This window comes from Novosphingobium sp. 32-60-15 (assembly GCF_002280675.1).
GTDB lineage: Bacteria > Pseudomonadota > Alphaproteobacteria > Sphingomonadales > Sphingomonadaceae > Novosphingobium.
On sequence record NZ_NCEN01000001.1, the window covers coordinates 102418 to 117216 of the forward strand.

14 protein-coding genes are annotated in these 14799 nt (G+C 56.6%); 9 read left to right on the top strand and 5 right to left on the bottom strand.

Annotated features, from left to right (window positions below; translation table 11 throughout):
* The first annotated feature begins 141 nt into the window (after positions 1–141).
* The 7 genes from B7Y89_RS00480 to B7Y89_RS00510 all read left to right on the top strand — a co-directional run bounded on the left by B7Y89_RS00480 (position 142) and on the right by B7Y89_RS00510 (position 9869).
* Entirely contained in the window at positions 142–1317 is a 1176-nt protein-coding gene (locus tag B7Y89_RS00480) for a glycosyltransferase family 4 protein (RefSeq protein WP_292934715.1), read from the top strand.
* Positions 1317–2237, top strand: a complete 921-nt coding sequence (locus B7Y89_RS00485) for a formyltransferase family protein (RefSeq protein ID WP_292934717.1) — start codon at positions 1317–1319, stop codon at positions 2235–2237. Before B7Y89_RS00480 ends, B7Y89_RS00485 begins: the two co-directional genes overlap by 1 nt.
* A complete protein-coding gene (locus B7Y89_RS00490) occupies positions 2238–2921 on the top strand; it encodes a PIG-L deacetylase family protein (RefSeq protein ID WP_292934718.1) in 684 nt (227 codons plus the stop codon).
* Positions 2922–3225: 304 nt separating this feature from the next.
* Positions 3226–3957, top strand: a complete 732-nt coding sequence (locus B7Y89_RS00495; RefSeq protein WP_292934720.1) for a response regulator transcription factor — start codon at positions 3226–3228, stop codon at positions 3955–3957.
* A 278-nt stretch (positions 3958–4235) separates the two neighbouring features.
* Positions 4236–5729: a hypothetical protein gene (locus B7Y89_RS00500; protein WP_292934721.1), complete on the top strand. Its 1494-nt coding sequence runs from the start codon at positions 4236–4238 to the stop codon at positions 5727–5729.
* 304 nt (positions 5730–6033) lie between these two features.
* Positions 6034–7638: a hypothetical protein gene (locus B7Y89_RS00505; RefSeq protein WP_292934723.1), complete on the top strand. Its 1605-nt coding sequence runs from the start codon at positions 6034–6036 to the stop codon at positions 7636–7638.
* Positions 7639–7856: 218 nt separating this feature from the next.
* Positions 7857–9869: an acyltransferase family protein gene (locus B7Y89_RS00510; RefSeq protein ID WP_292934725.1), complete on the top strand. Its 2013-nt coding sequence runs from the start codon at positions 7857–7859 to the stop codon at positions 9867–9869.
* Here B7Y89_RS00510 and B7Y89_RS00515 read toward each other — a convergent pair.
* The 4 genes from B7Y89_RS00515 to B7Y89_RS00530 all read right to left on the bottom strand — a co-directional run bounded on the left by B7Y89_RS00515 (position 9866) and on the right by B7Y89_RS00530 (position 12991).
* Positions 9866–10960 (bottom strand): AI-2E family transporter, encoded by a 1095-nt coding sequence (locus B7Y89_RS00515; RefSeq protein WP_292934726.1) that lies wholly within the window; start codon positions 10958–10960, stop codon positions 9866–9868. The genes B7Y89_RS00510 and B7Y89_RS00515 overlap by 4 nt on opposite strands.
* Before the next feature lie 76 nt (positions 10961–11036).
* The gene (locus B7Y89_RS00520; RefSeq protein ID WP_292934728.1) at positions 11037–11375 is read right to left on the bottom strand and encodes a hypothetical protein; all 339 of its coding nucleotides are present in this window, start codon (positions 11373–11375) and stop codon (positions 11037–11039) included.
* Between the two features lie 84 nt (positions 11376–11459).
* Complete coding sequence (locus B7Y89_RS00525; protein WP_292934730.1) at positions 11460–12617, bottom strand: thiolase; 1158 nt, start codon at positions 12615–12617, stop codon at positions 11460–11462.
* Positions 12614–12991, bottom strand: coding sequence for an OB-fold domain-containing protein (locus B7Y89_RS00530; protein WP_292934732.1), 378 nt, complete (start codon positions 12989–12991; stop codon positions 12614–12616). The genes B7Y89_RS00525 and B7Y89_RS00530 overlap by 4 nt, the downstream gene beginning before the upstream one ends.
* Before the next feature lie 150 nt (positions 12992–13141).
* Here B7Y89_RS00530 and gntA point away from each other — a divergent pair, with 150 nt between their 5' ends.
* On the top strand, positions 13142–13828 hold the full coding sequence (gene gntA / locus B7Y89_RS00535; RefSeq protein ID WP_292934733.1) for a guanitoxin biosynthesis heme-dependent pre-guanitoxin N-hydroxylase GntA: 687 nt from the start codon (positions 13142–13144) through the stop codon (positions 13826–13828).
* The gene (locus tag B7Y89_RS00540) at positions 13825–14412 is read left to right on the top strand and encodes an urea carboxylase-associated family protein (RefSeq protein ID WP_292934735.1); all 588 of its coding nucleotides are present in this window, start codon (positions 13825–13827) and stop codon (positions 14410–14412) included. The genes gntA and B7Y89_RS00540 overlap by 4 nt, the downstream gene beginning before the upstream one ends.
* On the opposite strand, the gene B7Y89_RS00545 is transcribed toward B7Y89_RS00540, so the two are convergent.
* Positions 14413–14793, bottom strand: a complete 381-nt coding sequence (locus B7Y89_RS00545) for a response regulator (RefSeq protein ID WP_292934737.1) — start codon at positions 14791–14793, stop codon at positions 14413–14415. It lies immediately after the preceding gene.
* Positions 14794–14799 lie beyond the last annotated feature (6 nt).

The window sequence follows — 14799 nt, forward strand, 5'->3', positions numbered from 1 at the left end:
GCTCGCGGCGCAAACGGCTAATACTCCAATGCCAAGTTGCCCCGGCGGATGGTTGATCGTCTCTATAGGGGCAGAGTGGGTGTGGTGTTTGCGCGCGGAATCATCCCGTTTGGACAATTCACACAGATCAAGGAGCGACTCGTGAAAGTACTGGTTCTTTCGAGTCTTGCGTTTTCACTCTTGAATTTCCGGGGGGCGCTGCTGGCAGAGTTGCGGCGCCAGGGCCACGATGTGGTGGCCGTGGCTCCCGATTATGACCCCGCCGTCGAGGCCGGGCTTAACGCAATGGGCATAGAACTGCGGATCGTACCGATGCACCGGACGGGGACCAATCCGCTTAAAGATTTGCAAACCCTGTTCGCCTATTGGCGCCTGATGCGCAAAGAACGGCCCGACGTTGTGCTGGCCTATACCCAGAAGCCAATCATCTATGGCGGGATTGCCGCAAGGTTGTACGGCAAAGCGCGGTTCCATGCGCTGATGTCAGGTCTTGGGCATTTGTTCAGCGAGGATGCGCGTGATCGTGTTCTGGTGCGGGGCGTTTTCAGTCGCCTGTACCGGGCTGGATTGAAAAAGGCCGTCACGTTGTTCGTGTTCAACCGCGATGACCGGCCGGACATGATCGCCGCCGGGATCATTGATGAGCGGCACAGGGTTCTGCAAGTGCCGGGGTCAGGCGTTGATACGCAGCACTTTGTCGAAACGCCGGTCCGCGATGGCGCTCCGATCTTTCTGATGATGGGGCGGCTGATGCGCGACAAGGGCGTCTACGATTATCTGGAAGCTGCGCGGATTGTGCAGCAGAAATATGGCGAAGTGCGGTTCCAACTGCTCGGGCGTCCTGAAGACAGCAACCGTACCGGCATTTCCGAAGCTGAAGTACACCGTCTGTCGTCGGAATATCCCGTTGAGTTCTTGGCAGAAACACGCGACGTCCGGCCGTATCTGGCCGGGTGCAGTGTGTTCGTTTTGCCATCGTTTTACCGGGAAGGGCTGCCCCGAACGATCCTTGAGGCAATGTCCAGCGGGCGTGCCGTTATTACCACGGACATGCCGGGTTGCCGCGATCCGATAGAGCCGGGCGGAAACGGATTTTTGGTACCGCCAAAGTCACCGCACGATTTGGCCAAGGCGATGCTCAAACTGATCGAGAACCCGCAATTGCTTCAACTGATGTCGCGGCGTTCGCGTGAGATTGCCGAGCAGACTTATGACGTGAAGATCGTCAATCGCATGCTGTTGGAGGCCATGGATCTGATCATGCCCGAAGACGCGGCCCAACGCGGACAACGCCGTACGATACCGGTTGCGGCCTGATGAACAGCAAAGCGCAGATGACCGCTGTCATCATCGGTGCGGTGGAAAGCACGCAAGTGGCCATCGCGGCCTTCGCACGTTCGGATTGGAAGCTGGCGCTTGTGGTAACGCTTCCGCCCGAAGCGCACTCGCGGCATTCGGATTACGTGGACCTTGGTCCCGTTGCTGCGCAAGCGGGGGCGGCGCTGCATCATACGCGCCAGGTGAACAACGCAGAGACAATCGCAGCTATTCGCGCCGCCAAGGCGGATTTCATTTTCGTCATCGGATGGTCCCAGATTTGCGGGCCGGAATTCTGTGCGATCGCGCCTGGGCGCACGGTCGGTTACCATCCTGCTGCCATTCCGCGGCTGCGGGGAAGGGCCGTGATCCCCTGGACAATTCTGCTGGATGAAAAGATCACGGCTGGTTCACTCTTCTGGATAGATGACGGCGTGGATAGCGGAGCGATTCTGGCGCAGCAGTTCTTTCACGTGGCACCGGATGAATGTGCGGAAAGCCTGTACGCCAAGCATATGCAGGCCCTTGGCAGCATGATGGACGAGGCTTTGGTTGCAATTGCCGGAGGATCTCCGCCGCGAAAAGTGCAGGATGAACGCTGTGCCACTTACGCGACAAAGCGGACCAAGGAAGACGGGCTGATCGACTGGACACAGCCCGCTGTCGAAATTGATCGATTGGTCCGCGCGGTCGGTAGGCCCTATCCCGGCGCTTTTACGCCTGTTCAGGACGGGCAGATCACGATTTGGCGCAGTTCATTGCCTCGTGACGAGGTGCAATCTGCAGGCCAGCCGGGCCAGGTGGTGGCCACCGATGGCACATCATTTACCGTGAGCACGGGAAAAGGCCTGTTGCGCATTGACGAATTGGAAGGGCCTGACGGCTATACACCCATAAAGCACGAGATATTGGGGACTTAAGTGACGAACCTTGCACATTTTGGAAAGACTTTGGTCATCGCGCCCCACCCGGATGACGAGGTTCTTGGCTGCGGCGGAACCATAGCGCGTCTGGCTGATGAAGGCTTGCCCGTAATCGCGGCGATCATGACCAAGGGACGAGAGCCTGCCTATTCAAAGGCCTTTGTTGACCAAGTGGCAAACGAAGCTGTGACCGCTCACGCCATTCTTGGGACAAGCGAGCTGCGCCATCTCGATCTGCCTGCAGCCGCGCTTGATACTCTTGCCGCGGCAGAGCTGAATGCGCATTTTTCGGACCTCATCAGTGACATTCAGCCCGACACGCTGTTTGTTCCGTTCATCGGAGATATTCATCTCGACCATCAATTGAGCTTTCTGGGTGCACTCGTCGCCGCCCGGCCACGCAGTTTGAGCGCGCCTACACGTATTTACGCCTATGAAACCCTGTCCGAAACGAACTGGTTTTCACCGGGTATTACGCCTGCATTCGTGCCGAATGTCTTCATCGACATATCGGCCACGCTTGATCGCAAGCTTGAAGCCTTCAGCGCATTTGAAAGCCAAGTGAAGGCATTTCCAGACGAACGCTCCCTGATAGCCATTGAATCCCTTGCCCGCGTGCGTGGAGCTAGTGTCTTTAGGCAGGCTGCCGAGGCCTTCATGTTGGTTCGTGAAATTGGTTAACGCTCAACCGGCGTGGTGGGAAATGTAACACCGAAACGGTTCTATGTGTCTCAAAATGAACAACGCATTGTGCTAAGAATCATAGCCTTAAGCGAAATGATGTGTCAGAGGACACGCCTCGTTCATATAACTTTCGGTAGAGCGTTAAGACTCTAAAGAGAGATTATAGTTTATACTTCGGGATCGGGCGCCTTATTTAGATGATTAGTTAATAATCATCGAAAGTAAGTAAGTTTAAGTTCTGACAGGTCGAGGTAACTAGGACGGGGTCACCAAAGCCTAATTTTGTAATTAGGGGTGCATTATGTTTAAGCATGACGATTGTTCACTCGTCTTGATTGGCCAGAATACTCTGGTCCGTGAGGGACTGAGGCGGATACTTCTTGATGGTGGTTTTTCTCTCGAGCACTCTGCTGCTTCGATTGAAGAGCTTGAGGATCCGGCATTCTTGTCCAACCCGCGATTGGTGGTATTGGATTGGTCTAAGTCCGATGAACTCGATTTGGCAGTTGCCCGCATTCGTTCGACTTTCCCAAGTTCACATGTCGTCGTTCTGACCGATGATTTTTCATACGAAGCTATGGTTAAAGCGTTCAATTCGGGCGTTCATGGTTTCATCGTCAAGCGCATGGGTTGTGAATCGCTCGTAGCGTCACTGCGCCTTGCTGCGGTGGGCGAAAAGGTCATGCCAAGCCAACTTGCCAGCCAATTGGGCGAGGTCGTGCTGAACAACTCTTTGTCCGAGGCCAAGACTGCTGATCTTGCAGAGCTTTTGTCGGACCGTGAGCTTGAAACGATGCGCTACCTGCTCGGTGGGAACCCGAACAAGGTTATTGCAAACCACCTTGAGGTGAGCGAGGCAACCGTGAAGGTTCATGTGAAATCGATCCTGCGCAAGCTGGGTGTGCGCAACCGCACGCAAGCAGCGATCTGGGCCGTCAACAACGGGGTCGAGTTGGGTTCGCCGACATACACTCCTGATGTGCCATTCGTAGATGGCTACATGGCCCCAATGAGTTCGCATGCAGCGCGTTGATCAGTAGTATAGCCTATAGATTTGCAAGACCGAAATCAGTTCCCCGAAAAATTGCACCGGCCTGGCGCTTTGTTGTTTCATGGTTAACGACCCGGCGCTAGGCGACGAAGGCCCCCTCTTCGGTCTGTTCGATGCCATATTTTCGCGGGAATTTTAAGCGTAATCGCTCAGGTCTTGGCTTGACTGTTAAGGTCAGGCCAATCTCTTGCGCATTTCTTCCACTATACTTGCTTTCGGGTTGTGGAGGCGACAGTGCGGGAACAAGTTCTCCCAATGTGTTGCCGACGCCGCCTGTTGTAACGGCTCCAGCACCAACCTCCACACCGACGCCAACACCAACGCCGTCATCGACGGGGACACCCATCACGCCCGGCACCTTCGATCCCGCGAAGTTGCCGGACGGCCAGCAGCGTGCGTTCCCCACTGCCGAGGGCTTTGGCGCCGCTGCCAAGGGCGGGCGCGGGGGGCGGGCGATTGCCGTCACCACGCTGGCTGATTCAGGCGCGGGCTCCTTGCGCGAATGCATGATGGCAACCGGCGCGCGGACTTGTGTTTTCCGCGTTGCAGGCACGATCAATCTGTTGAGCCAGATCAAGCCGACTGCTGGCAACCTGACGATTGCCGGGCAAACCGCGCCCGCAGGCGGGATTGCGATCCGCAACGACCTGTCAAACCTCACCGGCTCTCCGCTGTTCATCAAGGTGCCTGACGTCATCATCCGGCACGTCCGCATCCGCCCAGGCCCAACGTCCGGGGCGAAGCAGGACACGACAGATGCGATCACGCTGGATGGCGGATCGCAGAATACCATTCTTGACCATGTCAGCCTGTCATGGGCGACGGATGAGCCCTTCAATTCTACCAAGAGCGCAGCCAAGCTGACCGTGCAATGGGCGTTGGTCTATGAAGGGCTGAGCCGGTCCACGCATATATCGGGTGAGCATTCCAAGGGCATGTTTGTCGAAGGCAGCGACATCACCGTGCATCACACGCTGATTGCACACGCCACCGATCGCATGCCCAATCTGGGTGTGGGTGGCCGGGTCGATCTGGTGAACGTCGTTTCCTATGACATGGGCCAAAAAGCGCACCAGTATTTCTCGATGCTGCAAAAGCAAAATTCAACCATCAGCGGCGTTACGCGCGAAGTGAACGTGGTGGGCAATTGGGTGTCGATGGGGCCAAGCACGCTTCGCGGGTCCCCGATTTATGGCGCTGATTACGATGAGGTGAATTCAACTTATCCCGGCAATGCGTCCTTCTATCTGTCGGGAAATGTCGATGGCCGTCGCCGCTCGCAATCCGCAGACGAGAGGCTGTTCATGGACCCGCAGGACTGGAAATATGTCTCACCAAATGTGATCGGAACACTATCGGTCCTGCTCTTTTCCGCAGCTGAGCAAGCGGTTGGCGATGTTATGTTGTTTGCAGGTGCATTCCCCCGTGATGCTGCCGACCAGCGGGTGGTCAATCAGTTTCAGACGTGCCGTGGCAGTATTATCGACAATCCGTCGGAAGTAGGGGGCTGGCCTGTCCTGGCAGGTGGTACGGCCTACACAGATGCAGACGGCGATGGCATGGATGACGCTTGGGAAAGAGCGCACCAGGTATCTGATCCCAATGCCGACAGCGATAGCGATGGCTATACCAGCCTGGAAGAGTTCCTCAACGAGCTTGCTGGCGATCAGGACGCAAATGGCGTGGCCCTCAGCAAGGTTGGCACCAGCAGTGCTGTGGTTCCGCCAATCAATTGTAACATAAACATAATCTGATCAGGCGCTGCGCTTTTCAAGCGAGGGACGGGCGTCGGTCTATCATTGCGGGTCAGTGCGTTTTTCCAGTTTGGAGGGCACGAAATCGTGAGCCCGAAAGTCTGGAGTTTTTGCCTATAAGGGCTAGGTTAACTTTCTCGAAAGTATTATTCACACTTTAAGTGCTTGTAAAATATGCAAAATATAAGTGCTTTTAAGTTTCTGCGAAATCCCGGGATAAGTACACTTAACCTTAGATCGTAGGGCCGCGGTTAGAGCATCTGAACAAATTATAAACCTCCGCAACGGAGGGATCGCGAAGCACATGAATACGAAAACAAAAGTCCTTGCTGCCACCGCGGTGGGGCTGGCAATTGCGACGCAAGTTTGGGCCTTGAAAGTGCCCGACCGCAAAAAGTCCCCGGCAGTCATTGTGACTCTGCCCGCCACTCCAAAGCCTGTTACAATTCCGACAGCGACCCCCACGCTCTCACCCCCTGTGACGCCGCCGATGGCGCCGCCAATGACGGGCGCGTTCAATCCTGCGAAACTGGCAGACGGCCAGCAGCGCGCATTTCCTACGGCAGAGGGCTTTGGCGCCGCTGCCAAGGGCGGGCGCGGGGGGCGGGCGATTGCGGTCACGACGCTCGCTGATTCAGGCGCTGGGTCTTTGCGCGAATGCATGATGGCCACTGGCGCGCGGACTTGTGTTTTCCGCGTTGCGGGCACGATCAACCTGTTGAGCCAGATCAAGCCGACCGCTGGCAACCTGACGATTGCAGGGCAAACCGCACCCGGAGGCGGGATTGCAATCCGCAACGATCCGTCAAACCTTAGCGGCTCTCCGCTGTTCATCAACGTGTCTGACGTCATCATCCGGCACGTCCGCATCCGCCCCGGCCCCACGTCCGGGGCGAAGCAGGGCACGACCGATGCGATCACTTTGGATAGCGGTTCGCAGAATACCATTCTTGACCATGTCAGCTTATCATGGGCGTCTGACGAACCGTTCAACTCCACGAAGGGTTCATCCAAGCTGACCGTGCAATGGTCACTGGTCTATGAAGGGCTGAGCCGATCCACACACACTTCAGGCGAGCATGCCAAGGGTATGTTCGTTGAAGGCAGCGACATCACCGTGCACCACACGCTGATTGCACACGCCACCGATCGCATGCCCAATCTGGGCGTGGGTGGCAGGGTCGATCTGGTGAACGTGATCTCGTACGACATGCGCGAGAAAGCCCATCAGTATTTCTCGATGCTGCAAAAGCAGAGCGCTTCGGTGAGCGGTAACAATCGCACCGCAAATATCGTCGGCAATTGGGTTTCGATGGGGCCGAGTTCGCTTCGCGGGACGCGCATTTACGGCGGCAATTACGACGTCGCGTTCTCTAGCAACCCGGGTTACGCCAAGTTCTTCCTGACCGGCAACATCGATGGAAGACGCAAGAACGCTTCCTATGATGAGCGGCTGTTCTTTGATCCATCGGATTGGAGCTACCTTTCCAACACGATGATCGGCACGCTGACGGTGCAAATGTACAGTTCAGCCGAACAGGGTGTGAAGGATGTCATGGCCTCTGGCGGTGCCATGCCGCGCGACACATCTGATATGCGCGTGCTGACAAACTTTGCGAACTGCGGCGGCAGGATCATTGATAATCCGTCAGAAGTTGGCGGTTGGCCGACGCTTGCATCCGGCACACCATATGCCGACAGTGATGGTGACGGGATGAGCGATGCGTGGGAGGCGGCGCGCAAGTGGACTGACCCCAATCAGGATAGCGATGGGGATGGCTACACCAATCTGGAAGAGTTCCTGAACGAATTGGCCGGAGATCAGGACGCTGCTGGCAACGTGATCAGCGCGGTTGGCAAGGGGCAGGGCGCAGCGCCACCGGTGAATTGCAACATCGCAACCCTTTAAGCGCAAGCTTGCTTTAAACTGAGGGGGCATGGCCAAGATTGGCCGTGCCCCCTTTGTTGCGCCTGCTCATAAGCATTACCACATATGCGCACGCACGAACTGAGTGCCCCTGCAGTATAGTAAATTATGTTTAAATTTACGCACTTTGCGATCCAGTCTGTCTGTCCTCATGTGCCAAGACGACCGTGAAGCAGGCGATGCCAAAGAGCCCGATGCAAATGTCGCAGCACCACGCGCGACCCTATAGGCATGACATTGACGGGTTGCGTGCCATCGCAGTCTTGGCTGTGGTATTGTTTCACGGCAAGTTTGCTGCAATGTCAGGGGGATACGTTGGTGTTGACGTGTTTTTCGTCATTTCCGGCGTACTCATCACAGACATCATCACACGCGATATAAGCGCGCAGCGATTTTCCGTTATCTCGTTTTACGAACGCCGCATTCGCCGCATTTTTCCGGCGTTGTTCGCCATGCTGGCTGTTTCAGTCCTTGTTGGCGCGTTTATCCTGTTGCCGCAGGACCTTTCCTATCTGTCGCGCAATGCCTTTGCCGCAGCGTCCTTTGTTTCCAACGTATCGTATTGGATGCAAATGGGATATTTTGAAGGCGATGCGCGGGTTCGGGTGCTTTTGCACACGTGGTCGCTGGCGGTCGAGGAGCAGTATTACATCCTCTATCCCCTGTTGTTGCTGACGATAAACCGCTTTGCGAGCAGCCACCGCAAGGCAATTATCGCAGGACTTGCGATTGTTTCGTTTGTTGCCTGCCTGATCGTAATGCCCTTGGATTCATCTGCGGCGTTCTATCTCATGCCATTTCGGGCTTGGGAGTTCCTGATGGGGGCCTGCCTTGCCTTGGGCGTATTCCCCTCGCTTGCGAACGCTCCCCGCCTGCGCAGTGCTTTAGGCGTTGTAGGTGCAGGCCTTATTCTTGCTGCGGTCGTGCTGTTTGACGAAAGCACCAATTTTCCCGGCGTGACAGCCCTTGTGCCCTGCGTCGGGGCTGCATTGGTGATCTATGCAGGGCCTACGTCAATCATCGGGCGGTTGTTGTCCTTCCGTCCGCTCCAATTTGGCGGCAAGATTTCCTATTCGGTTTACTTGTGGCATTGGCCCTTGTTCGTTTTTGTAAATTACTATGTGATTGAAAAGCTTAGCCCGCTCGAAAATTTGCTGTTGGTGGGATGTGCTGTTTTTCTGGGTGCGCTGTCGTGGCGGTTTATCGAGCTTCCGTTTCGCAGCAAACCAAGCGGAGGTACAAAAGGGGTTCAACCAGCATTTGTGCTGGCGACAGGCGTCATCGCCATGACCTGCGGGACGTCGGCGTTCATCTATCTTAATCGCGGACTGCCAGAACGCTTTAACGCCCAGAGCGTTGAACTTGCCAGCTTTGCAGCATCATTGAACCCCAATGCTGACAAATGCGGTGATATCAACTTACAGCTCGCGCAGCCATCGCCCTGCACAATCGGCATGGCGGCTGATCCCGCCGTTTTCCTTTGGGGGGATTCCCATGCAGGGGCCTTGTATGGCGCGCTCCGGCTGATTGCCGAGGATGGGCCAAGCATTGCCTATGGGGCAACGCCGCAATGCCCTCCGTTGATGGAAATGGGCACAGGACAAGCCTGCCTTGATGCCAATCGGCGCAAGCTGGAATATGTGATCGCCCACCCTGAAATTCGCACTGTCGTGCTGGCTGCGCGCTGGTCTTTGTATTTCGAAGGGCGCTTCATTTCGACAGGCGATGCGGAAACCAACGCCAACGCACCGGAATTGATGGGGCCTGGTCAAAAGCGCTATCCTTTGTTCACCGACGATGCGCGATTGGCGTTTCGCGAGGCGCTTTCGCGGTTGGTGCAGCAATTGTTAAGCCACGGAAAACACGTGGTCGTGGTCTATCCGGTGCCCGAAACAGGTTACGATATTCCGGCAACGCTGGCGCTGATGAAAAGCCGTGGCGAGGACCCTGCGCAATTCACGATACCCTATTCAGTCTATGCGCAGCGGCAGGGTAAGGCCATTCGTATCCTTGATAGCCTTGGTGAGCATGCGATGCTGTCGCGCATTTATCCCGCAAGCTCCATTTGCAAAGGTGGCCAATGCAGGACCTATGCGCGCGGCACGCCGATCTACTTTGACAGCCACCATTTGAGCATCCCCGGCGCGCTGCGGTTGGAGCCTGCCCTGCGCGCGGCATTTGCGCGGGGGCATGCGGCGAAATCCGAAAGCTAACGCGCGCCTGCGACGTTGATCTTTTTGCCAAGGATTGCTTGCACATAGATGCGCTGAACAAAGACGTAGCACACGATGGTCAGCGGCGCGGCCAGAAGCACACCGAGGAATCCGAACAACAGGCCAGCCGCCAGCACTGCAAACAGCAACAGGGCAGGGGGCACGTCCACTGCGTGCTTTTGGATCATCGGCTGAAGGAAGTTTCCTTGGAGTTGCTGGATCACCAGAAACAGCACAAGCGTCCACAACGCCGTCATCGGAGATACGGTGAATGCCAGCAGAACCGCCGGAATTCCTGAAATGACCGGCCCGACCATGGGGATAATGTCCAGCAAGCCTGCGATTATGGCCAAACCGCCGGAGGCCGGAACACCCAGCAGCGAAAGTCCGCCCCACGTCAGCGCGCCAACGACCAGCGATGAAATGGCCTGCCCCATCATCCAGCCGCGCAAACCCGCGCCAGCATCATCCAGTGCCTGGGCCGCCACGGGTTCAGCCTTTGTGGGGAGCAACAGCATCAGGCCACGGCGATAGACGTCAGGGTTTCCTGCCATGAAAATGGCCCCGACAATCACCAGAACCAGATCGGCAAGGCCGCTGCTGGCAGCAAGCGCATAGCCACCGGCTTGGGTAAGGATGCGCGAGACATCTTCACCGCCGACTTTGGCCAGTTCGCGCGCGCGTTCACCCATGCCATAGTTATCGAGGAAGCCTTCGATGCCTTGCAACGCGGCGGGCACTGTCTGTTTGATCGTGTCGAATTCGTTGGCCAATTGTGTGCCGAACAATACGAAGCTTCCGATGAAGACGGTAAACAGCCCCAAGACTGACAAGATCAAGCTGAACGTGCGGCTTAAGCGCGTGATCCGGCCAATCCAGCTTGCAATTGCGTCGAACACTGCGCCCAGCACGATCGCTGCGAAAACCAGCATGAAAAAGCGGTTCAGTTCAATCGCCAACCAGAAAACACCGATGATCGTCAAAACAATCACCGTGGATATCGCAACATGGCCAAAGCTTATGGAGCGTGGCGTTTCCGGGCTTTCGCTTCCACGAAACGGGGGGGTGGCGCTGTTTTCAGGTTGGTGCATGCAGATTTGATACCGCGAATATCAGGGTTTGGGGAGTGGCGAAAGAACACGCGCTTGATGGCATGGTTCCAAGTTTCTAGCGCTTTTTCTTTGCTGTCGTTGCGGTGAAGTCAGGCTCTTTATTGGCCACCCAGTCCACGAATTTGCGCACCGTGGGGTTGGCCAGCAAGCCTTCAACATCCATCCCATGGCGTTGCAGTTCGGAATTGGTGAAATTTGCGATCAGCGTTTGCTGGCAGATGGGGTGCATCGGCACGACATCGCGGCCACCCCGGCTTTTGGGAACGGGATGATGCAAGACTACGGTTTTGCCGGTGGGTCTGCCGCATAGCCAGCATGGGGGGACTACGACAGGAACTTCGTCCTCGTCTGGCAAGTCTTCATACGAACTGTGCTTGGAATGTTTGCGAGCCATGCGTCTGCCTGTAATTGCGTTGTCAGCGCCCTTACCACATCCGATCACCGGGCTGGCAAGAGCATGTCGAGAGGCTCGATAGCCTCACACGGTGTCGGCGATCCCCATCAGGCATGTGGCCTGGCTTGACAAGGTTCCGCCATTGCCGTGCGCCAATGCAATTTTTGCACCGGCGATCTGGCGCGCGCCTGCTTCATTCCGCAACTGGCGAATGGATTCCACCATCGTGAACAATCCGTACATGCCGGGATGACAGAACGACAATCCGCCGCCGTTCGTGTTCACCGGCAGGCTTCCACCCGGCGAAATAGCGCCACTGGCGATGAACGCGCCGCCTTCGCCCTTTTTGCAAAAGCCCAGGTCTTCGAGGAACAGGATCGTGTTGATGGTGAACGCGTCATAGACGTTCACCACGTCAACGTCAGCAGTGCCAAGCCCTGCTTGGGCAAAGGCGCGAGCGCCAGATTCCGTGGCCGCTGTGACCGTCAGGTCTTCCAGCTGTGAAATTTCAGAATGCCATGTGGCGGATGCCGCACCCAAAAGGGCGATCGGTGGCTTGCGCAGGTCTTTTGCGCGGTCAGCCCGCGTCATCACCACTGCGGCTGCGCCATCGGTTACCAGACAGCAATCCGCCACGCGCAGCGGATCAGCTACAAGCCGGGTTGAAAGGACATCTTCAATCGACAGCGGGCCCTGGCGGAAAGCTTCGGGATTGAGGTTGGCCCATTGTCGCGCTGAAACCGCCACCGATGCCAATTGCTCTGCCGTGGTTCCGTACACATGCATATGCCGCGATGCCGCCAGCGCATAGGATGCGACAGGATTGTTCGGCCGATAGGGATGCTCAAACACTGATGGCGCCTGCGCGCTTACCAATTTGCCCGCGCCTGTGCGTTGGTTGCTGCCATAGACGATCAACGCATGATCGATCAGCCCGGCGTCCAGCGCAAGCGCGGCCCATTCCACATGGCCGAAAAAGGCAGAGCCACCGGTGCGGCTATTGTTGGTCATTTTGGGGTGGATGCCGTAATATTCGGCGATGCTGAGACCCGAGAGGAAGTCTGCGGGCAAGCATATGAACAACCCGTCCATTTGCGATAGCGAAAGCCCCGCATCTTCAACCGCCAGCCGTCCGGCCTCGGCCGCCAGTTCAATTGCGGTGTAGCCGGGCGCTTCGCCGCAGCCAAAAGTTGCCGCGCCAACGAACGCCGTCTTGCCGCGCAAGTTGGTGCCAATTGTCATGCGCCGGTCTCCGGTTCGAACACAAGGATTTTGGCGTCATCCGGGCCATCGACAATGCGCGCGCGCACCCGCATGCCGATCTGTACATCTTCAGGCGCAATGCCCTGAACATGCGTCATCATGCGCGGACCTTCGTCCAGTTCAACGATGGCAATGTTCACGTGGGCCGCAGGCGGCTTCATCCGTTTTACGGTTGTGGCATAGACAGTGCCAAGGCCGCTGGGTTCGGCCCATTCTATATCCGTCGCCCCTGTTTTGGGCGCAACCATGCGCGGATAATAGACCCATTCGTCAGTGCTGGGCGAATGCTGCAACAAAAAGCGGCCTTCTGCGAGATGGCGAAAATAGGTCGAGGTTGGCGCTGCCTGCGTCAAAGCATTCTCCTGTGGTCCAAGCGTTTTGCGTCACTGGCTTGGTTAAGCGCACACATACTGCGTCCCAAGGCTGTGCCGCACAATAGCATTCTCACCTTCGGAACCGGCTGCAGCTTTGCTCGTTGCAAAGGGCCGAGAGGAAAGTTTGCGATGTTGGTTGATGAACGGGCGCAAGAGTGCGCCGAAGACGCGCTATTCGAGACAATTGCTGCGCCTGAGTTTCCCTGCGTCGGTGCCAAATCCGCCATGGCGCGCGGCACATTGAAAGTGCTGGCGTGCCACAGTCTTGACAGCAGTTGGGATGATTTGCGGATACATCAGGCGCTGCTTGATTGGGCGGCTGAATATCATTCGGATCCCGGCGGATTGCGCAGTTTGGCAATATCGTTTGCCGGTCCTGACGATCTGGACGAGATGCAGTTTGAAGATCTGATGTGGCAGCGCATCCAATCATGTGCCGATAAGGACGCGTGGCTTGGCCAGCCTTATGATCACCGCGTTAGCGCCGATCCGTCAGACCCGCACTTCTCGCTCAGCTTTGGCGGCGAGGCATTTTTTGTTGTCGGCCTGCATCCCCATGCCTCGCGTCCGGCCCGGCGGTTTCCCCGCCCGACTTTGGTGTTCAACCTGCACGACCAGTTTGAACGGCTACGGGAAGAGGGGCGTTATGACAAAATGCGGGCCCGTATTCTTGATCGCGATATTGCGCTGTCAGGGGACATCAACCCTATGCTCTCCCGCCACGGCGAAGCCAGTGAAGCGGCGCAATATAGCGGGCGGCTGGTCGATGATGATTGGCGCTGTCCCTTTAGCGACAAGCGCAGCCAAAGCGCATGAAGGTTTGTGAAATTTCCCCCCGCACCGGCACTGCATTCGGGCTTGTTGCCGGACAAATCCTGCGCGTTATTGATCCGCGCGGCGTGCAGGTAAGTGATCTTCTGGCGTTTGCGGCTGATGACGTTCGCGAGGTTATCTCGGCGGGGCGGACATTTGATTATGAAGAAACAATCCGCCTGACAACGGGCAATGTCTTGTGGTCGAACCGCTCTAATCCGCTGCTCGAAATTATCGAAGACACCGTAGGCCGCCACGATTTTCTGCTGACGCCGTGCAGTGAGGCGACGTTCCGGCACTTCTATCCGACCGAGCCAGTCCATCGCGGCTGCTTTGGCAATCTGGCCGAGGCGCTGGCGCCTTATGGGGTAGAGCCTGATGCAATTCCGGTGGCTTTCAACATCTTTATGAATGTCCCGGTGGACGGCAAAACCGGCAAAATCGAAGTCTTGCCACCGATCAGCCGCGCAGGCGATTATGTGCGGTTGCGGGCGCAGCGCGATTTGATCATCGGGCTGACGGCATGTTCGGCAGGAGCGTCAAACGGGGGTAGCTTCAAGCCGATTCATTATGTCATCGAAGATTGATTATCCTTCGCAGGGTGGCGCGTTTTCCGGGTGAATGCCCCACTGGCGGATTAGCCCCAGCACTTGCTCACAACGATAGGGCTTTTGCAAAAAATGCTCGCTGTCATTCAGTGATCGGGTGGTTTCGGAGTATCCGGTGGCGTAGATTACCCGAATCCGGGGCAGCATAGTCCCAGCCATTCGGCCCAGTTCCCAGCCATCAACCGATCCCGGCATTCTGACGTCTGTGAAAAGTACATCGAAAGTATTGCCGCCTTTTAACATTGCCAAGGCTTCTTCAGCGTTTGCCGCTTGTTCCACGGTATAACCTGCGTCGGAGAATTCATCCACCGCCAGTTCGCGCAACAGGCCTTCATCTTCAACAATCAATACGCGCGCCATTCTAAC